Raw genomic sequence first — 17,667 nt, 5'->3', positions numbered from 1 at the left:
AAGGAAGGGTCCCTTCCTATACACGAGGCGTTAGCAGGGGTCCCTTCCTTACATGCATCCCCGTGTGAGGCAGGATGGTTCGTGTGGTGGATGCGGTGGTCTTCGACCTGGACGGCGTGATCGTGGACTCCGAGCCGGTCTGGGAGGAGGTCCGCCGGGCGTACGTGGCGACGCACGGCGGGACCTGGCAGCCGGACACCCAACGTCGGCTGATGGGGATGAGCACCGGCGAGTGGGCCGACTACCTCAGCGGTGAACTGGGCGTACGGCGGACCGCCGCGCAGGTCGCCACCGAGGTGGTCGAGGAGATGAGCCGGCGGTACGCGTCGCGCGTACCGCTGATCGACGGAGCGGACGACGTGGTGCGCCGGGTGGCCGCGCGGTGGCCGTTGGGACTGGCGAGTTCGTCGCCGACCCGGCTGATCGCGGCGGCGCTGACGGCCACCGGCCTGACCGACGAGTTCGGCAGCACGTTGTCCACCGAGGAGACGGACCGCGGTAAACCGGCGCCGGACGTGTACCTGACCGTGGCGGAACGCCTCGGTGTTGATCCGAGCCGGTGCGTCGCGGTGGAGGACTCCTCCAACGGCATCCGGTCGGCCGCCGCCGCCGGAATGATCGTGGTGGCGGTGCCGCACGGGTCGTACCCGCTGGATCCGGACGCGCAGCGGATGGCGGCGGCGGTGCTCGACTCCATCGGCGAGCTGACCCCGGAGTTCGTCGACCGGCTCGGCTGAACCGCCACCGACCGGCCGCCGGCCCGCCTACGGTCGGTGACATGAGGGCTGTGGTGTACCAGGGAGCGCACGACGTCGCGGTGACCGAGGTCCCGGACCCGACGATCGAGGCGCCGACGGACGTCATCGTGCAGATCACGACCACCGCGATCTGCGGTTCCGACCTGCACATGTACGAGGGCCGCACGGACGCCGAGCCGGGCATCGTGCTCGGGCACGAGAACATGGGCACGATCGTGGAGACCGGGCCGGGCGTGGTGAGCCTGCGTACGGGTGACCGGGTGTCCATGCCGTTCAACGTCGCCTGCGGTTTCTGCCGCAACTGCCGTGAGGGCAGGACCGGCTTCTGCCTGACCGTCAATCCCGGCTTCGCCGGTGGCGCGTACGGCTACGTGTCGATGGGGCCGTACCGGGGTGGGCAGGCGGAGTACCTCCGGGTGCCGTTCGCCGACTTCAACTGCTTGAAACTGCCGCCGGGCACGGAGCACGAGAACGACTTCGCGATGCTCGCCGACATCTTCCCCACCGGCTACCACGGGGTGGCCATGAGCGAGCTGCGGCCCGGCGAGACGATCACCGTGATGGGCGGCGGGCCGGTGGGTCTGATGGCCGCGTACTCGGCGATGTTGCGGGGCGCGGCGGAGGTCTTCGTGGTCGACCGGGTGCCGGACCGGTTGCGGCTGGCCGAGTCGATCGGCGCCACCCCGATCGACTTCTCGGCCGGTGACCCGGTGGAGCAGATCCGGGACCGCACCGGCGGCACCGGCACCGACCGGGGCGTGGACGCGGTCGGCTACCAGGCGTCCGGCAAGGGCGGCGAGGAGCATCCGGCGTCGGTGCTGAACAGCCTGGTCGAGGTGGTCCGGGCGACCGGTGTGATCGGCGTGGTCGGGCTCTATCTGGCGCACGACCCGGGTGCCCCGGACGCGCACTCCGGCCGTGGTGAGCTGCTGTTCAAGATGGGCAAGTTCTTCGAGAAGGGCCTGCGGATGGGGACCGGCCAGGCCAACGTGAAGGCGTACAACGAGTACCTGCGCAACCTGATCGTCGCGGGCCGGGCGAAGCCGAGCTTCGTGGTGAGCAAGGAGCTGCCGCTGGACGCGGCGCCGGAGGCGTACCAGCGCTTCGACCGGCGCGAGGAGGGCTACTCGAAGGTGGTGCTCAAGCCGGCCGCCTGACCTGCGTCGGCATGGGTGCGCCCGGGCCGGGTAACGCCAACGGCGCCCATGCCGAGTCGAGGAGGGCGCGATGAGGACCGTCGTGTACGAGCGCACCGGCGACCCCACGGTGCTCCAGGTGGTGGACCGGCCGGTGCCGGAGCCGGGACGGGGCGAGGTGCTGGTGCGGGTCGCCTGCTCCGGGGTGAACCCGACCGACTGGAAGGCCCGCCGTCAGGCTCTGCCGGCGACGGGGTGGCAGACGCCCGGTCAGGACGGTGCCGGGGTGGTCGAGGCGGTCGGCGAGGGTGTCGACCGGGAGCTGGTCGGCGAGCGGGTGTGGGTCTGGGAGGCCGCGTGGCAGCGGCCGTACGGCACCGCCGCCGAGTACACGGTGGTGCCGGTGCGGCAGGCGGTACGCCTCGGCGACGCCTCCTTCGAGCTGGGCGCCTGCCTGGGCATCCCGTTCCTGACCGCGCACCGCTGCCTGACCTCCGGCGAGTACCTGCCGGACAGCCTGGGACCGGGCGCGTTGAGCGACCTCACGGTGCTGGTGCAGGGCGGTGCGGGTGCGGTCGGCAACGCGGCGATCCAGCTCGCGTCCTGGGCGGATGCCTGCGTGATCGCCACGGTGAGCAGCCCGGAGAAGGCGCAGCTCGCGGCAGCCGCCGGCGCCTCGATAGTGATCGACTATCGGGAGCAGGACGTGGTGGAGGAGGTCCGCAAGGTCGCGCCCGACGGGGTGCACGGCATCGTCGAGGTCTCCCCGGCCCGCAACGCCGCCACCGACGTACGTCTGCTGCGGCCCGGCGGGGTGGTCTGCGTGTACGCCGACGACGGCGGGGCGGAGGTGACCCTGCCGGTCGGTCCGCTGCTGGTGCCGAACGCCCGGTGGCAGTTCGTGTTGGTCTACACCGTGCCGAAGGCGGCGAAGGCGCAGGCGGTGGTGGACGTGGCGGCGGCTGCCGCGCAGGGTGGGATCCGGGTGGGTGAGGAGGCCGGGCTGCCGCTGCACCGGTTTCCCCTGTCGGCGACCGCCGACGCGCATCGCGCGGTGGAGGACTCGGTCGTCGGGAAGGTCCTGGTCGACACCAGCGAATAGCGTCTGAGCTGGGAATATTTCCCCATCACCGGGACAGATGCGAACAAGTTTCGCAATACTGACTGTGCGGGTCGCCCCGCAAGGAACGGGTGGCCCCGGCGCGGTGCGAACGCCGGGGCCACCCACCGGGAGTGAGGTCTTCGAGAGCCGCCCACTCCTAACGGCGATGATGCGCCGAGAAACGTTACGGCGTGGCCGGTTCCGGCACATCCGTCGCGACAACCCCCGTACTTTGTCCGGGTGAGCATCTCCTGGGCTGATTCGTACGTCGGGCAGCTCCGCGCCCTGGCCGGCGACCGGACACTGATGTTCGTCGGCGCGCGGGCCGTGGTCCGCGACAGCGCCGCACGGATCCTGCTGATCCGCCGCTCCGACAACGGGCAGTGGGCCATGCCGGCCGGCGCGATGGAGCTGGGCGAGTCCATCGCCGACTGCGCCGTGCGGGAGGTACGCGAGGAAACCGGACTGCGCGCCCTGCGGGTCAGCGCGTTCGCCCTCTACACCGGACCCGACCGCACCCACACCAACATGTACGGCCACACGTACCAGATCTTCACCACCGCGTTTCGGGTCGAGGAGTGGGACGGGCGGCTGGCCCGGGTCACCGAGGAGACCACCGACGCCGGCTTCTTCCACCGCGAGGCGCTGCCGCAGCCGCTCTCCACGAGCGTGCTGGAGACCCTCGCCGACCTGGACGTCTTCGAGCAGACCAACCGCCTGATCCTCAAGTGACCGGCCGGAAGACCTTCCATCGTGGCGGTGTGGCTGTTCGCGCGTCAGCGTGTCGAACAGCCACACCACCACGATCAGGAGCCACGTCAGAGCATCGTCTGGGACTTGGCTTCCATGTCGGCGGCGGCCTCGGGCTTCGAGGAGCGGTCCAGCGGCTTGCCACCGGGAGCCGGTCCCTCGCCACCCAGGCCGTCGGTGCCGCCGGTGGCACCCTCCGGCCCGGCGCCGCGCAGCCGCTCGTTCGGCAGGGCCAGGGTGAGCAGCACCGCCACGATCGCGATCAGCCCGGTGGTCAGGAAGACCAGGTGCAGAGACTCGACGAAGGCCACCTGGACGACCTCGCGTACCGGGGCGGGCAGGGCCAGGATCGTCGCCGGGTCCTCGACCGACACTCCGGCCCCACCGGAGGGGCCCACCGCGGCCTGCTGCTCGGGGGAGAGTCGGGCGACCGCTGCGGGCAGCCGGTCGGACATCTCGGCGGCCAGCCGGGCGGAGAGCACCGCGCCGAGGATGGCCACCCCGAAGGACCCGCCCAGCGAGCGGAAGAACGTCGCCGACGAGGTGCCGGCACCCAGGTCCCGCAGTGAGACGGAGTTCTGTACGGCCAGGACGAGCGACTGCATGCACAGGCCCAGCCCCACACCGATCACCGCCATGAACCCGAACGCCACCCACAGCGAGGTGCCCACCTGCAATCGGGTGAACAGCAGCATCCCGGCCAGCAGCACCACCGAGCCGGTCACCGGGAACCACTTGTACCGGCCGATCCGGCTCATCGCCCGGCCGGTCAGCACCGAGGTCACGATGATGCCGGCCATCATCGGCAGCATCAGCAGACCACTGCGGGTCGGCGAGGCGCCCTTGACGATCTGGAGGTAGAGCGGGATGAAGATGATCGACCCGAACATCACCAGACCGAGCACGAACCCGGCGCCGTTGGCCAGGGCGAAGGTGGCGCTGCGGAACAGTCGCAGCGGCAGGATCGGCTCGGCCACCCGGCGCTCCTGGAGCACGAATCCGACGGCCAGCACGGCACCGGCGGCGAAGAGGCCGATGATCGCGGCGGAGCCCCACGGATAGGTGTTGCCGCCCCAGCTCAGTGCCAGCAGCAGGCTGCTCACCCCGGCGACCAGCAGCAACGCGCCGAGCCAGTCGATCGAGTGCTTCCGGCGGGTGAAGGGCACCAGCCGGATCACCCGCGAGCAGACCACGATGGCGAGGATCGCCAGCGGCACGTTCAGATAGAAGATCCAGCGCCAGTTGGTCTCCGCGAAGTAGCCGCCGACCAGCGGCCCGGCCACCGACGCGATGCCGAACACCGCGCCGAAGACGCCCTGGTAACGGCCACGCTCCCGAGGCGAGACCACGTCCGAGATGATGGTGAAGGCGAGCGTGATCAGGCCGCCCGCCCCCAGACCCTGCACGCCCCGGGTGACGATCAGTTGGGTCATGTCCTGGGAGAGCCCGGCCAGCAGCGAGCCGAGCAGGAACGTACCGATCGAGAACAGGAACACCGGGCGACGCCCGTACAGGTCCGCCATCTTGCCGTACAGCGGGGTCGAGGCGGTGGAGGCGAGCAGGTACGCGGTCACCACCCAGGAGTAGTGACTGATCCCGCCCAGCTCGCCGACGATGGTCGGCAGGGCGGTTCCGACGATGGTCTGGTCGAGTGCGGCCAGCAGCATGCCGGTCATCAGGCCGAACATCAGCAGCCGGAGCTGCCCCTTGCTCAGCACCGGCTCCGGGTGGCTCTCCGTGGTCATTGCGCCCGTTTTCCCGTACCACCGGAAACATGCCCGGTCCGTCCGAAACCCCGGCGGGGGCGTCGGACGGACCGGCCACGGGTGGAGCCGGTGGTCGGGTCAGTGCCGACCCTCGCCTCGATCAGGGTCCACGGGCCGTGGCAGATCACCCCGACCGGCTTACCGGCGTCGAAGACGACCGCACGAACCGCACCGCGACCGGATCGGCCCGCAGGAAGTCCGGGATGGCCACCCCACCGGGCAGCACCAACGCGTCGTACCGGTCGGGGTCCGCGGCGGAGACGTCGACGTCGTACGTCCTGGACGCCGAACCCTTCCCGACCCCGAACGCCCGAAACGCCCCGAGGTGCGTGACCCGGCCGGCGGCCGGGCAGGTTTGACCCGGAGCGGCAAGGGGATCCGCCGGCATGGCACGAGCAGCAGCGGAACAGCTCCGGCTCGCCGACGTCGTGCAGAGCTGGCTCGGGCGCCCGGTCCTGGTGATCGGCGACGCCATGCTCGACGAGTGGCGGTTCGCCGACTCCGACCGACTGTGTCGGGAAGCCCCGGCCCCGGTCCTCACCCTGCGGCGTCGTATCTCGGCGGCGGGCGGCGCGGCCAACACCGCGGTCAACGTCGCCGCCCTGGGCGGACGCTCGGTGCTGGTGGCACCGGTCGGTGCCGACGTGGCCGGCGACGAGCTGCACGACTGTCTGGACCGGGCGGGAGTCTGGGACCGTACCGTCAGCCAGCCGGGCCGTCCCACCCCGGTCAAGCGCCGCATGCTGGCCGGCGATCAGATCCTGCTCCGCGAGGACTCCGGCGACCCGGACGACCCGCTCACCGACGTCGGCGTGGACTGCCTGCTCACCGCCCTCGACTGTGCGACCGAGGAGCTGCGGGCCGCCGCCGGGGGCGCGGCTCCCACGCTGGTGATCTGCGACTACGGTCTGGGCGCGCTGCCGGCACCGGTACGCGCCTGGTTGGTCGCCCACCGCAGCCGGTACGCCACCGTCGCGCTGGACGCGCACGACCTCGCCGACTGGCGTGGCCTCGCGCCGACCGTGGTGACACCGAGCTTCGCCGAGGCGAGCCGACTGCTCGCCCGCGCCGGCACCGCCGGGCTGACCGGTGCCGACACCCCGACCGACCTGCACCTGGAACACCCCGAGGTGGACGCGGGCGACGGGCCGTCGGAGCTGACCGTGGGCACCGCGCCGGGCGCGTTGCGGCGTACCGATGGGCCGACCGGTGAGCCCACCCCCGGTGAGGGTCGGGTCGCGATGACCCGCGACGGGCTCAGCGTGACCGGCACCGGAGTGACCGTGAACGCCGACGCCGGAGCCGGTGTCGACCGGGCGGTCCTGGCCGAGTCCCGGCTCGCCGAACTGCGCGCGCACACCGGCGCGGACGTGGTCGCGGTGACCCTGGACACCGACGGGGCGGTGGTGGGCGGTGCCGAGGGACGGCCCGCCCGCAGCCACAGCACACCCGTACCGGCCAGCCACGCGGTGGGCGCCGGTGACGCGTACCTGGCGACCATGACGCTCGCGTTGGCCGCCGGTGCGCCGCTGCCGACCGCCGCGCAGCTCGCCCAGCTCGCCGCGACCAGCACCGTCGCCGGTACCGGCACCTGCGTGTGCCGCCGCGACGACCTGCTGGCCGCGCTGGGCCGCCCGGCCCTCGGCGGCTCGGCGCTGGTCGGCGCCGAGGGCCTGACCGGGATCATCGCCGAGCATCGGCGGAACGGGCGCTCGATCGTGTTCACCAACGGCTGCTTCGACGTGCTGCACCGGGGCCACGTGCGGTACCTGGAACAGGCGAGCGCCCTCGGCGACCTGCTGGTGGTGGCGGTCAACTCGGACGACAGCGTCCGCCGACTCAAGGGCGCCGACCGGCCGGTCAACCCGGTCGAGGACCGGACCGCCCTGCTCGCCGCACTCTCCTGCGTCGACCACGTGGTCGTCTTCGAGGAGGACTCGCCGGCCGGACTGATCGAGGCGATCCGCCCCGACGTCTACGTCAAGGGCGGCGACTACCCGCCCGACCTGGTGCCCGAGGCGCCGCTGGTGCAGCGGCTGGGCGGGCAGGTCCGCACGCTCGGGTACGTGCCGGACCGCTCCACCTCCGCGATCATCGACCGGATCCGGGCCCACGGCCAGAGCGGGACGGTCGACTCGACCGGCGTCGTCGGCTCGACGGACTCGACGGACTCGGTCGGCTTCGTCGGCTCGACGGGCTCGGCCGGTTCGGTCGGCTCGGTCGACGGGGTGGAGACGGGCCGGACGGTCGCTGCGGGCGACGCCGTGGCGGCCGGTCAGGAGGCTGTCGCCGGTCCGGACGGTGTGGCGGTGTCCCGTGCCGGCGTCCCACCGACCACCGGCAAGGCGCCGTGAACCGACCGCTCGACACCGGCGACCACGCGGACTTCCGCGCCGACCGTCTGCTCGACGTCCTGGTCCCGACCCGGGACCGGCCCGCCGAACTCGCCGTCACCCTCTCCGGGCTCGCCGCCCAGGAGGGGGTGCCGGGGTTCGGGGTGGTGGTCAGCGACCAGTCCGACGGCGACCCCGGGTACGCCCACCCGGCGGCAGCCACCATGGTCCGTGCGCTGCGGCATCGCGGACATCCGGTGCTGCTGACCCGTCGACTGCCCCGACGCGGGTTGGCCGAACACCGGGCCGCCCTGCTCGCCGCGTCCACCGCCCGGTACGTGCTCTTCCTCGACGACGACGTCTGGCTGGAACCCGGCGCGCTGTCCCGACTGGTCACCGCGATCCAGGAGCTGGGCTGCGGATTCGTCGGCAACGGGGTGCACGGACTGTCGTACCTGGACGACGTACGCCCGCAGACGCACCGGCACTACCGGGAGTGGACCGGTCGGCCGGTGCCGGAGCGCATCCGTCCGGGCACCCCCGAGTGGGACCGGGCGCAGATCCACTCGGCGGCGAACCTGCTGCACGTCACCGCGGCACTGGAGGTGCCGGCGGGGAGCTGGCGGGCGTACCAGGTCTCCTGGATCGGCGGCTGCGTCCTGTACGACCGCGCCAAGCTGGTCGAGTGCGGCGGTTTCGACTTCTGGCGACGGGTGCCGGAGCGCCACCAGGGCGAGGACGTCGCCGCCCAACTCACCGTGCTGGCGCGCCATGGCGGCGCGGGCGTCCTGCCCAGCGGGGCCTACCACCTGGAGTCGCCGACCACCGTCACCGAACGCGACGTCGAGGCGTGGGAGGCCCTGATGTAAGGAGGGGGCCCTTCCTATACACCAGGCGTTAGCAGGGTGCCCTTCCTTGCATCTCAGCTCGCGCCGTCAGCGGAACAGCAGTTCGCGGGCGGCTTCCAGCACCTCGACGACCGGTACGTCGGTGACGAACGAATCCCGGTGCGGGCAGTCGCCGTCGCCGGGGCGGTGCGGATAGATGCCGGGGGTGCAGTCCACCCCGCAGACCGGGCAGTGCACCGTCCACGAGGTGATCGGTCGGTGCCGTCCACGCAGCCCGGTGGCGGTGGTGATCAGGTTGCCGACCCAGAAGATGCCGACCGTGGCGGTGCCGACCGCGCCGGCGAGATGCAGCGGGCCGGTGTCGTTGGAGATCACCAACTCGCAGTCGGCGTAGCAGCCGGCGAGCCCGCCCAGGCTGAGTGTGCCCACCTGCGGGCGGACCGGGACCCCGGCCGCCGCCACCACCTGGTCCACCACCTCCTGCTCGGCGGGGGTACCGGTGACCAGCACCTCGTACCCGTCGGTGTGCAGCATCCGGGCCACCCGGGCGAACCGGTCGGCGGGCCACCGGCGTCGGGTGTCGGTGGCCCCGGGATGCAGCGCCACCCGGGGGCGCGCGGGCTCGCCGAGCACCCTGCGGGCCTCGGCCCGGTCCGTCTCGGTCACCGCCAGCGTCGGGGTGATCGTGGTCGCCGGGGCACCCACCAACGCCACCGCCTCCAGGTAGCGGATCACCTCCGGCTGGTAGTAGACGTACCGCAGCCACCGGTCCAGCGGCGGGGCGTCCTCGGCGCGCAGCCCGACGGTGACCCGGGCACCGAGCGCGGCGACCAGGGGGTTCGAGTTCGCCCCGCCGCCGTGCAGTTGCAGCGCCAGGTCGAAGTGCTGCTCGCGGGCGGCGGCCAGGAAGTCGACCATGCTCGACTCGGGTTCGCCGGGGCCTGCCGCGCGGATGCCCGGCGCCGGCGGCACCACCTCCACCCGGTCCACCGGGCCCGGCCGGTCGGTCCACAGCTCCGCGTGCCACGGCGCGCCGAGCAGCACGATCTCCGCCTTCGGGTACGCGGCCCGCAGCGCGTCCAACGCCGGCAGCACGAAGATGAAGTCGCCGAGCGCGTTGGCCCGCAGTACGGCGATCCGGGCCACGTCGGGCACCAGCCCGGTGGCCGGGGCGAGCAGGTCCGGAGCGGCCACGGCAGGGGGCTACCGGTCGTACTCGCCGGGGACGACGTCCGGCTGGTGGAGTTCCCGGTCCGCCGCCGGGTCGACGCCCCGCGACGCACCCGCACCGCTCGGGTACGGCCCGGTACGACCGACGGTGATGGTGCGGGGAGCGGGCCGGGTCGCCCGGGGCAGCCGTACCCGCAGCAGGCCGTGGTCCATCACCGCGTCGATGCCTTCCGGGTCCACCCGCGACGGCAGCGGTACGCGGTACTCGAAGCCCCGCGTCTCGAACCCGCCGGGGATGCCGTGATCGGCGTTCACCTCGGCTTCCGTCCGGGCCCGTACGCACAGATCGCGGTCGTCCAACTCGACCGCCACCTCCTCGGGTGCGACGCCGGGCAGCCGCACCACCACCTCCCAGCCGTCGGGGATCTCGCCCAACTCGACCTCGGGCGGCCCCGGGCGGCCACCGAGCAGCCGACTCAGCTCGGCGCGCAGCGACTGCAACTCGCCCATCGGGTCCCAGCCCTGCTGACCGCCGCGCCAGTTCCGGGTCATCGCACACCACCCGTCGGCTGTCCGACCGACGAGGACCGCAGCGAACTCGGTGCGTCGAGGTGAGCGTCCCGGTCGACCCCGACGCCGAGCCGGTCGACGAGTTCCCCGCCCAGCCAGGCGCTGATGCCGAGGATGCCCAGCGCCACCACCTCGATGGCGATCAGCGCGCCACCGGCGGCCCGGGACTCGGCGTTGAGGCGTACCACCCAGACGGCGGCGAAGAGCAGGATCACCGCGAGGTTCGCCACGGCGTGGGTGATTCCCACCCGCTTCGCGCGGGTCCCGGCGGGGATGGCCAGCAGGTCGAAGGCTCCGGCCACCGCGGCCAACAGGCCGCCGACCAACCCGACGGTGAGGTTCCAGTACGCCACCTCGCCGAGGAACCGGGGTCCGCCGAGCGTGTCGATCAGGTCGAACAGCACGGTGGTGACCAGCAGGGCCACCGGGAACATGACCAGCATCGGATGCACCGGATGACCCAGTACCTTGAGTCGGCTCTCCATGCTCCGGGCCTCCACTGCTCGGGTCGTTTCGCCGTCGCCGGCTCGTGCTGCGGCCACACCCCCGCCCATCAGGGGGGACAGCTCATCACAGTAGGCGTGCCTACACTGACCGTGGCGGTTTCCCGCCTGGATGCCGCCACCGGGTTCAACTCCACGGGGAGGCACACAGTGACGGCAGAGATCACCTCGGTGGTGGAGTTACGGGAGTTGCTCGGTACGCCGACACCCCGCGCCGCCGAGAAGGAACGCACCACACTGCACGAGCGCGACCGTCAGTGGCTGGCCGCGTCGCCGTTCTGTCTGGTGGCCACCGCCGGGGCGGACGGTGCCTGCGACGTCTCGCCCAAGGGCGACCCGGCCGGCTTCACCCTCGTGCTGGACGACCGGACCATCGCCATCCCGGAGCGCCCCGGCAACAAGCGTGCCGACGGCTACCGCAACATCCTGGAGAACCCGCACGTCGGGCTGATCTTCCTGATCCCGGGCCGGGGCGACACCCTGCGGATCAACGGGCGGGCCCGGCTGCTGCGCGACGCGCCCTGGTTCGACCAGATGGTGGTCAAGGGACACCGCCCGGTGCTCGCGGTGGTGGTGGAGATCGAGCAGATCTTCTTCCACTGCGCGAAGGCGTTCCTCCGCTCCGGCTTGTGGCAGCCGGAAAGCTGGCCGACGGACCCGCTGCCCGGCACGGCCCGCCTGGTCAAGGAGGTACAGAACCCGGTGGAGAGCCTGGCCGACCTGGAGCGCCACTACGGACCGGAGTACGCCCGCAAGCTCTACTCCTCCTGACCGGCCGCACCGGCGGCGGTGACCATCCACAGGTGGCCGTCCGGGTCGGCGAACGTGCCCGCGTATCCCCAGGGCTGCGGTCCCGGCTCGGTCGTCACCTCCGCACCGGCGTCCCGCGCGCGAGAGACCAGGCTGTCGACCTCGGCCGGACCGGCCAGGGTCAACCCGAGAACGCACTCGCTGTGCCCGCGGTCGGCCACCTCCCGGCCGCCGAGCACCCAGCCGAAGCCACCAGTCGGCACCAGCATCAGGCGCAGCCCGGCGTTGACCTCGAACTGCAACGGCTCGGGCAGGCCGTCCTCAGCCGGCTCACCGATCGCGGCCAGACCGAGGGCGTCCCGGTAGAAGTCGTGCGCGACGTGCCGGTCGGCGATCGGCAGGCTGACGACGACTGGTGCGTACGGCACGGCGGGACCTCCGGCTGGCGTCGCGATCGTGGTTTCGCCGTCGAGTATGGGCGCCACCTGTGACACGAGGTGGGAGCCGCCGCCGGAGAGCCGCACTGGTGACCGGCCGCCACGGGCAGCAGCCGACGGCTTGCCGACTCACGGGTTCGCCGTTCGGGCCGCCCTGGGCGGTTCCCCAACGCAGCGCGGATTCGTGACTCCCTCGTTGTTGTGCTCCCCGCCTTCCGGTGTGCCCTCTTCGGTGGTCCGGGATGTACCGATCGGTGGTACCGCGCGAGTCTGTCCATGGTCACGATGGCCGGATGCATCCTCACGACCCGTACCAGCAGCAGCCGCACTATCCGCCGCACCAGTACCCGCCTCAGCCGCCGCCGGGGATGTACGCCCAGCAGCAGCCGAACAAAGCTGGGCTGGGAGGGTGGGCGATCGTCTTGTGGATCGCGTTGCCGGCGATGCTGATCGCGCTGTGCTGTGCGGGATGCCTGCTGACCGGGTCCTTCTCGGCGTTCATGGAGGGTTTCAACGAGGGCTTCAACGAGGGCGTGTCGAATCCGTAGTGCTGTGCGGATTCGAAGCGGTGACCTCTGGGTCGGAGCCCAGCGAGCCACCTGCTTCACGTCGCTTCGAATGCGGGCAGGCCGAAGCTCCACTTCCGGCCTGCCCGCAGTTCCCCGCACCCCGGCCTGTCCGCGGACGCATAGGAAAAGGCCCCTGGCTCCCGGGATCCCTCCCGAGGCCAGGGGCCTTTCCATCCGAGCCGCCTGACGGAATCGAACCGTCGACCTACGCATTACGAGTGCGTCGCTCTAGCCGACTGAGCTAAGGCGGCAACGATCGCCAAGTGTACGGCACGCACCACGCCGGGGCGGAGCGGGATTCCCCGGACTCGGCGGACCGGACATCGGGTCCGATCGGGCTCGGCACGGCACACCGCGCGGCGCTACGCTCCGCCGGGTGACCGACGATCAGATCCCCCACGACGAACCGGTCGACCCTTCGCCCGGTGACGGTGCGCGTGCCGAGACCACCAGCGAGAAGACGACCGGCCCGGTGCCGGTGACGGCCAGCGGTCGGGCGACACCGCTGGGGCCGTACGCCGAGGAGGCGTCCGGAGGGCGGGCGGCGCGACGGCCGCGCAGCACCGATCCGCTGGAGTTGGGCTTCACCCCGCGTAAGCCGGTGCCGTGGCTCGCGCCGTTCCTACTGATCAGCACCGGTCTGCGGACGTTGTTGGCGATGTTGTTCGGTGCGTACCTGGACAAGCGGGAACTCCAGAAGGCGCTGGATGCGGAGGTCGCCCGTCAGGTCGGGCCGGACGGCGGGCTCTGGCTCGACTACGTGGCCGACCTGGGCGACGGGTTCAACGCCACGTACTCGGTGGCGTATCTGCTCGCGCAGCGCGAGCTGGAGGTGGACGGGCACCGGCTGCCCCGGGCGCAGACCCTGGTGATGGGCGGCGACCAGGTCTACCCGTCGGCCGCGTACGAGGCGTACGAGGACCGGTGCAAGGGGCCGTACCAGGCGGCGTTGCCGACCACGCCGCCCGAGCAGCCGACGATCTTCGCGGTGCCGGGCAACCACGACTGGTACGACGGGCTGACCGCGTTCCTGCGGCTGTTCGTCCGGACCAGGGACCGCCACTTCGGCGGCTGGCGGACCGGCCAGTCCCGCTCGTACTTCGCCGCCGAGCTGCCCGCCGACTGGTGGCTGCTCGGGCTCGACGACCAGTCCGGCTCGTACGTCGACGACCCGCAGCTCACCTTCTTCGACGCGGTGGCGGCGAAGCTGGGCCCGCAGAGCCGGGTGATCCTGGCGGTGCCGGCTCCGGCCTGGGTGAAGGCCGTCGACCAGCCCACCGCGTACGACTCGATCGACTATTTCATCCGGACCATCGTCGCGCCCACCGGTGCCCAGGTACGCCTGTTGATCTCCGGCGACCTGCACCACTACGCCCGCTACACCGGGCCGGACGGCCGGCAACTGGTCACCTCGGGCAGCGGCGGGGCGTACCTGTACCCGACGCACAAGTTGCCCGAGCGGATCGAGGTGCCGCCCCGGGACACGTTGGCCCGCCGTTCCAGCCCCTCCCGCGAGTACGAGTTGGCCGCCCGCTATCCCGACGCGACCCGCTCCCGCCGGTACGGCTGGGGCATCTTCGGCCGGTTGCCGCTGCGCAATCCCGGCTTCTCAACGCTGCTGGGCATCCTGCACACCCTGCTGATGCTCTCCATGGCCGGGGTGACCGACTTCCGCGCGGAGGCCTCCGAGCAGCGGTTGTTCAGCGTGCCGCTGGTGATGATGGTGCTGGTGACCGTGCTCGCGGCGGCGCTGTTCGCCAAGCCGCCCAGTTCCAGCGGCAAGCGGCACGTCCGACACTGGCTGCTGGGTGTCGGGCACGGGCTGGCCCACGTGGGGTTGGGGGCCGCCGGCACCTGGGCGTGGCTGTCGCTGCCGTTCCACGACTGGCTCTGGCCGCTGCCCGCGGTGGCCGCCGCAACCGTCTACCTGCCGGTGATCGGCCTGGTGGCCAGTCAACTGGTGGCCGGGTACCTGCTGGTGGCGAGCGCCTTCGGGGTCAACGTCAACGAACTCTTCGCGGGGCAGGGCATCGAGGACGCCAAGGGCTTCGTGCGGATGCGGATCGACCCGGACGGCACGCTCACCCTTTATCCGATCGCGGTCGACCGGGTGGGCCGCCGGTGGCGCGTCAACCCCGACGGCTCCCCCGAGGCGTCCTGGCTCGCTCCGGGCCGTCCGCTGCGTCCCCGCCTGGCCGAACCTCCGGTCGTCCTGCGTTGACCGGACCGATGAGGGCGGCAGGAGCGCGCGCCGCCCTCATCGGTGGTCCGGGATGAGGGCGGTACGGCGGGCCGCGGTGCTCAGGGGCTCGGGAAACCCGTCAATGACACCGTCCCGGGACCGGGTCATCGCCGGGGTGCGACGCCCTCCGGGCCGGACTTGTCACGGCTGTCGTACGCCTGGCGCGAGCCGCACACGTCGGCACGGGAACACAGGGAGCGCGAGCCGTCGGCGTCCAGGCGTACGGTGACGGCGTCGCGGGGGACGCTGTGGCCCACCACCCGGCCCTCACCCTTGGGGGTGGAGACGCGACTGCCGACCTCCGGTGCGGACTCCTGGAATTTCGAGTACAGCGGGTGCTCGTACTTGAGACAACACATCAGCCGGCCGCAGGCGCCGGAGATGCGCAGCGGGTTGAGCGGCAGATCCTGGTCCTTGGCCATCCGGATGGTCACCGGCTCGAAGTCGTTCAGGAAGGTCGCGCAGCACAGGTCACGCCCGCAGGAGCCGATGCCGCCCTGCACCCGGGCCGAGTCGCGGGCCGACAACTGCCGCAGTTCCACCCGGCAGTGCAGGGTCGCCCCGAGGTCGCGGACCAGGGAGCGGAAGTCCACCCGGTGCGGCGCGGTGAAGTAGATGGTGCTGCGCTCGCCGCCACCGTCGGCGCTGCCGAGCACGTGGTCGATCGCCACCACCTTCATCGGCAGGCCGTGCTCCCGGATCAGCCGCTTGGCCGCGACCTTCGCCTCCGCCTTGCGGCGTCGCAGCGTCTCGTCCCGGCGCAGGTCCTCCTCCTGCGCCAGCCCCGCCATCCGGGGAAAGCCCTCGGTGTCGTCGCTGACCCACTGCGCGGCCCAGACACATTCCGCCACCTCGGGCCCGTCGTCGGTGGGCACCAGCACCTTGTCGCCGACCTGCGGTCGGAAGTCACCCGGGTCGAGGTAGTAGAGACGCCCGTACCGCTGGAAGCTGACCGCGCAGAGCATGCCCATGCTCCTCACCCTACGACGCGCCGACGGATTTGCGTCGGGCCGCGGTGACGGGTGACCGCACCGCGCAACCATCCATGATTGTCGACTCGACCGATCCCGGGCCGCCGACCGGTACGACGATGGCGTCCGGACGGCTGAATCCTTCGTCACGGACGGGACAAACGGGGCCGGACAGCGTTGAGTGTGGGGACAGACCTGCGGGGGGTGCAGGAAAGTCACGGCGCCGCCGCGCGGGCCCGATCGGGTATCCGCGTGCGGCGCCGTGCTGCTGCCACCGCATCCCGTCCACGGCCGACTCGGGCCGACGCCGACGGCCGTGCACCGGTTGGTCCGGGGGCTGCTACCAGCCGACGCGGGTGGTCGGCCCGCCCGGGGCGGCGCCGGGACGGAACCGGGTCGGTGCCGCGCGCATCGGGGTCTCGGCCAGGCTCGGGGCCCACTGCCGCAGCAGCGTCTCCGCCCCGTCGTAGGCGACGCAGAGCACGGCCAGCACCCGGGCCGCGATCTCGGCGGCGGCGGGGCTGCCCGGCGACGAGGGCCCGGAGTGCGGCGGCTCTCGGGTGATCGAGGTGGCCGCCACCACCGAGACCGCCTCGGCCGAACCGATCACCTCGGCCAGGGTGCGGGCGACGGCGAGCCGGCTGCCCTCCACCCAGTCGGCGAGAGCGTCGGCGTAGCCGGCGGTGGCCTCCAACCGCCCCACCAGGCTCTCCGGGCCGTCGTCGAGGTGACGCAGCAACATCGTCCGGGACTGCCCGTACGCGGCGGCAGCCGGCCCGGACCAGAGCAGCGGATCGGTCAGCGTGGCGCAGGCGTGGTCGTACCCGTGGACGTGCCGGCGCACCGTGTGCCCGGCACCCGCCAACGGCGCCGCCCGCAGGTCGAGGAAGCTGCGCAGGGCGTCACCGGGCAGCACCTGCATCCGACGCAGCAACGGCCAGACCCGGTGGCCCTCCGGAGCCCCGGCGGCGAGCAGGGTGTCGACCCGGCGCAGCAGGTCGATCCCGGGCTCGGCGAGCCGGTCCAGCGCGTCCATCACCTCTCCCCGGCCAGCCGGCGGGAGGCGGCGGAGTCGGTGTCGGAATACCGGTCGGCGGCCTGGCGCAGCGCGGTCGCCGTGGCGGTCAACTGCGCCGCGGCGGCGTGCGCCTCGCGGGCCCGGTCCCCGGTGGCGGTGGTCCACTGCCGGTGCAGCGCCCGGCCGATCTCGCCGGGCCGCCCCGGCGCGTCCGCGCCGAACGAGACCTGCGCGGGGTCGGCGGCGGTGACCGAGCGGGACAGTGCGGTCAGCGTGGCGCTCGCCTCGTCGAGGCGGGCGGCCAGGGCACGAAGGGTGTCCATCTCACGCCCCCGTCAGCGGCCGGTAGGCGGTGAACGTCTCGTTGTGCAGCTTCTCCCGGGCCCACTGGGCGGCGTCCGCGGCGGCGACCACCGCAGCCCGCACCGAACCCGCGACGTCACGCGGCTGCCGGGTGTGCAGGGGGCCGAGGAAACGCACGTCGGTGATCCGCCCACCGGCGGTCACCACCACCTCGACCAGTCCGTCCGGCGACCGGACGGTGACCTCGACCGTCGCCACGGCCTGGTCGAACTCGGCCTGGAGGGACTCGATCCGGCGGTAGCGTCGGACCGCCTCCTCGATCCACGCCTCGTCGATCTCGCCCCGCGGCATCAGCGGACTCCTCCCCAGTCGTCCTCACTGTGCGTACCGCCGCCGTCACCACGGCACACCGGACCGTACCGCACCAGAATCGAGCGTGTC

General features: G+C 72.3%; 18 protein-coding genes, 1 tRNA gene and 1 pseudogene. 9 read left to right on the top strand and 11 right to left on the bottom strand.

Translation table 11 applies throughout. The features are described from left to right. Positions 1–83: 83 nt before the first annotated feature. From ACQVFL_RS01500 to ACQVFL_RS01485, 4 genes are all read left to right on the top strand, one after another. Positions 84–737: an HAD family hydrolase gene (locus ACQVFL_RS01500; protein ID WP_396692164.1), complete on the top strand. Its 654-nt coding sequence runs from the start codon at positions 84–86 to the stop codon at positions 735–737. A 41-nt stretch (positions 738–778) separates the two neighbouring features. Then, positions 779–1,915 carry a glutathione-independent formaldehyde dehydrogenase gene (locus tag ACQVFL_RS01495; RefSeq protein WP_431728405.1) on the top strand — a complete coding sequence of 379 codons (1,137 nt, stop codon included), beginning with the start codon at positions 779–781 and terminating at the stop codon, positions 1,913–1,915. A 70-nt stretch (positions 1,916–1,985) separates the two neighbouring features. Continuing rightward, positions 1,986–2,996 (top strand): NADPH:quinone reductase, encoded by a 1,011-nt coding sequence (locus tag ACQVFL_RS01490; RefSeq protein WP_431728404.1) that lies wholly within the window; start codon positions 1,986–1,988, stop codon positions 2,994–2,996. Between the two features lie 240 nt (positions 2,997–3,236). Then, positions 3,237–3,728 carry an NUDIX domain-containing protein gene (locus ACQVFL_RS01485; RefSeq protein WP_396692161.1) on the top strand — a complete coding sequence of 164 codons (492 nt, stop codon included), beginning with the start codon at positions 3,237–3,239 and terminating at the stop codon, positions 3,726–3,728. Between the two features lie 86 nt (positions 3,729–3,814). On the opposite strand, the gene ACQVFL_RS01480 is transcribed toward ACQVFL_RS01485, so the two are convergent. Further along, on the bottom strand, positions 3,815–5,491 hold the full coding sequence (locus ACQVFL_RS01480; protein WP_396692160.1) for an MDR family MFS transporter: 1,677 nt from the start codon (positions 5,489–5,491) through the stop codon (positions 3,815–3,817). A 107-nt stretch (positions 5,492–5,598) separates the two neighbouring features. Next, positions 5,599–5,795: pseudogene (locus ACQVFL_RS01475) on the bottom strand (DJ-1/PfpI family protein); the annotation flags it as partial. 103 nt (positions 5,796–5,898) lie between these two features. On the opposite strand from ACQVFL_RS01475, the gene rfaE2 reads away from it, so the two are divergent. Both rfaE2 and ACQVFL_RS01465 read left to right on the top strand, forming a co-directional pair. Then, complete coding sequence (gene rfaE2 / locus ACQVFL_RS01470; protein WP_431728403.1) at positions 5,899–7,866, top strand: D-glycero-beta-D-manno-heptose 1-phosphate adenylyltransferase; 1,968 nt, start codon at positions 5,899–5,901, stop codon at positions 7,864–7,866. After that, positions 7,863–8,714 carry a glycosyltransferase family 2 protein gene (locus ACQVFL_RS01465; protein WP_431728402.1) on the top strand — a complete coding sequence of 284 codons (852 nt, stop codon included), beginning with the start codon at positions 7,863–7,865 and terminating at the stop codon, positions 8,712–8,714. The genes rfaE2 and ACQVFL_RS01465 overlap by 4 nt, the downstream gene beginning before the upstream one ends. A gap of 66 nt (positions 8,715–8,780) precedes the next feature. Here ACQVFL_RS01465 and ACQVFL_RS01460 read toward each other — a convergent pair whose 3' ends face one another. From ACQVFL_RS01460 to ACQVFL_RS01450, 3 genes are read right to left on the bottom strand one after another with little or no spacing between them, the layout of a single operon-like run. Further along, complete coding sequence (locus ACQVFL_RS01460; RefSeq protein ID WP_431728401.1) at positions 8,781–9,887, bottom strand: glycosyltransferase family 9 protein; 1,107 nt, start codon at positions 9,885–9,887, stop codon at positions 8,781–8,783. A 9-nt stretch (positions 9,888–9,896) separates the two neighbouring features. After that, a complete protein-coding gene (locus ACQVFL_RS01455) occupies positions 9,897–10,415 on the bottom strand; it encodes an Hsp20/alpha crystallin family protein (RefSeq protein ID WP_396692156.1) in 519 nt (172 codons plus the stop codon). Then, on the bottom strand, positions 10,412–10,918 hold the full coding sequence (locus ACQVFL_RS01450) for a DUF2231 domain-containing protein (RefSeq protein WP_396692155.1): 507 nt from the start codon (positions 10,916–10,918) through the stop codon (positions 10,412–10,414). Before ACQVFL_RS01450 ends, ACQVFL_RS01455 begins: the two co-directional genes overlap by 4 nt. 168 nt (positions 10,919–11,086) lie before the next feature. Between ACQVFL_RS01450 and ACQVFL_RS01445 the strand changes: the two genes are divergently transcribed. Further along, the gene (locus tag ACQVFL_RS01445) at positions 11,087–11,707 is read left to right on the top strand and encodes a pyridoxamine 5'-phosphate oxidase family protein (RefSeq protein ID WP_431728400.1); all 621 of its coding nucleotides are present in this window, start codon (positions 11,087–11,089) and stop codon (positions 11,705–11,707) included. Here the strand turns inward: ACQVFL_RS01445 and ACQVFL_RS01440 are convergent. Beyond that, on the bottom strand, positions 11,695–12,114 hold the full coding sequence (locus ACQVFL_RS01440) for a VOC family protein (protein ID WP_431728399.1): 420 nt from the start codon (positions 12,112–12,114) through the stop codon (positions 11,695–11,697). The two genes, ACQVFL_RS01445 and ACQVFL_RS01440, sit on opposite strands and share 13 nt — an antisense overlap. A 302-nt stretch (positions 12,115–12,416) precedes the next feature. Between ACQVFL_RS01440 and ACQVFL_RS01435 the strand changes: the two genes are divergently transcribed. Continuing rightward, positions 12,417–12,671 carry a hypothetical protein gene (locus ACQVFL_RS01435; protein WP_396692152.1) on the top strand — a complete coding sequence of 85 codons (255 nt, stop codon included), beginning with the start codon at positions 12,417–12,419 and terminating at the stop codon, positions 12,669–12,671. Positions 12,672–12,869: 198 nt separating this feature from the next. On the opposite strand, the gene ACQVFL_RS01430 is transcribed toward ACQVFL_RS01435, so the two are convergent. Beyond that, positions 12,870–12,943: transfer RNA gene (locus tag ACQVFL_RS01430), tRNA-Thr, on the bottom strand. A 125-nt stretch (positions 12,944–13,068) separates the two neighbouring features. Between ACQVFL_RS01430 and ACQVFL_RS01425 the strand changes: the two genes are divergently transcribed. Further along, entirely contained in the window at positions 13,069–14,913 is a 1,845-nt protein-coding gene (locus ACQVFL_RS01425) for a metallophosphoesterase family protein (RefSeq protein ID WP_396692151.1), read from the top strand. Positions 14,914–15,038: 125 nt separating this feature from the next. Here ACQVFL_RS01425 and ACQVFL_RS01420 read toward each other — a convergent pair whose 3' ends face one another. The 4 genes from ACQVFL_RS01420 to ACQVFL_RS01405 form a co-directional block, all read right to left on the bottom strand. Continuing rightward, positions 15,039–15,905, bottom strand: a complete 867-nt coding sequence (locus tag ACQVFL_RS01420; protein ID WP_396692150.1) for a stage 0 sporulation family protein — start codon at positions 15,903–15,905, stop codon at positions 15,039–15,041. A 340-nt stretch (positions 15,906–16,245) separates the two neighbouring features. Further along, positions 16,246–16,941: a hypothetical protein gene (locus tag ACQVFL_RS01415; RefSeq protein WP_431728398.1), complete on the bottom strand. Its 696-nt coding sequence runs from the start codon at positions 16,939–16,941 to the stop codon at positions 16,246–16,248. Then, the gene (locus tag ACQVFL_RS01410) at positions 16,941–17,246 is read right to left on the bottom strand and encodes a hypothetical protein (RefSeq protein ID WP_431728397.1); all 306 of its coding nucleotides are present in this window, start codon (positions 17,244–17,246) and stop codon (positions 16,941–16,943) included. Before ACQVFL_RS01410 ends, ACQVFL_RS01415 begins: the two co-directional genes overlap by 1 nt. A 1-nt stretch (position 17,247) precedes the next feature. Then, complete coding sequence (locus ACQVFL_RS01405; RefSeq protein ID WP_396692147.1) at positions 17,248–17,577, bottom strand: YbaB/EbfC family nucleoid-associated protein; 330 nt, start codon at positions 17,575–17,577, stop codon at positions 17,248–17,250. Positions 17,578–17,667 lie beyond the last annotated feature (90 nt).

It is taken from the genome of Verrucosispora sp. TAA-831 (assembly GCF_050780145.1).
GTDB lineage: Bacteria > Actinomycetota > Actinomycetes > Mycobacteriales > Micromonosporaceae > Micromonospora.
Note: the sequence above shows the minus strand (reverse complement) of the source record. Positions and strands in the feature narration are given on the sequence as shown.

What these genes read in the sequence shown, in the direction of transcription:
- ACQVFL_RS01455 (WP_396692156.1), bottom strand. Translation starts at nt 10,415, where the DNA reads ATGACCCGGAACTGGCGCGGCGGTCAGCAGGGCTGGGACCCGATGGGC.
- ACQVFL_RS01410 (WP_431728397.1), bottom strand. Translation starts at nt 17,246, where the DNA reads ATGGACACCCTTCGTGCCCTGGCCGCCCGCCTCGACGAGGCGAGCGCC.
- ACQVFL_RS01435 (WP_396692152.1), top strand. Translation starts at nt 12,417, where the DNA reads ATGCATCCTCACGACCCGTACCAGCAGCAGCCGCACTATCCGCCGCAC.
- ACQVFL_RS01405 (WP_396692147.1), bottom strand. Translation starts at nt 17,577, where the DNA reads ATGCCGCGGGGCGAGATCGACGAGGCGTGGATCGAGGAGGCGGTCCGA.
- ACQVFL_RS01450 (WP_396692155.1), bottom strand. Translation starts at nt 10,918, where the DNA reads ATGGAGAGCCGACTCAAGGTACTGGGTCATCCGGTGCATCCGATGCTG.
- ACQVFL_RS01495 (WP_431728405.1), top strand. Translation starts at nt 779, where the DNA reads ATGAGGGCTGTGGTGTACCAGGGAGCGCACGACGTCGCGGTGACCGAG.
- ACQVFL_RS01415 (WP_431728398.1), bottom strand. Translation starts at nt 16,941, where the DNA reads ATGGACGCGCTGGACCGGCTCGCCGAGCCCGGGATCGACCTGCTGCGC.
- rfaE2 (WP_431728403.1), top strand. Translation starts at nt 5,899, where the DNA reads ATGGCACGAGCAGCAGCGGAACAGCTCCGGCTCGCCGACGTCGTGCAG.
- ACQVFL_RS01480 (WP_396692160.1), bottom strand. Translation starts at nt 5,491, where the DNA reads ATGACCACGGAGAGCCACCCGGAGCCGGTGCTGAGCAAGGGGCAGCTC.
- ACQVFL_RS01420 (WP_396692150.1), bottom strand. Translation starts at nt 15,905, where the DNA reads ATGGGCATGCTCTGCGCGGTCAGCTTCCAGCGGTACGGGCGTCTCTAC.
- ACQVFL_RS01490 (WP_431728404.1), top strand. Translation starts at nt 1,986, where the DNA reads ATGAGGACCGTCGTGTACGAGCGCACCGGCGACCCCACGGTGCTCCAG.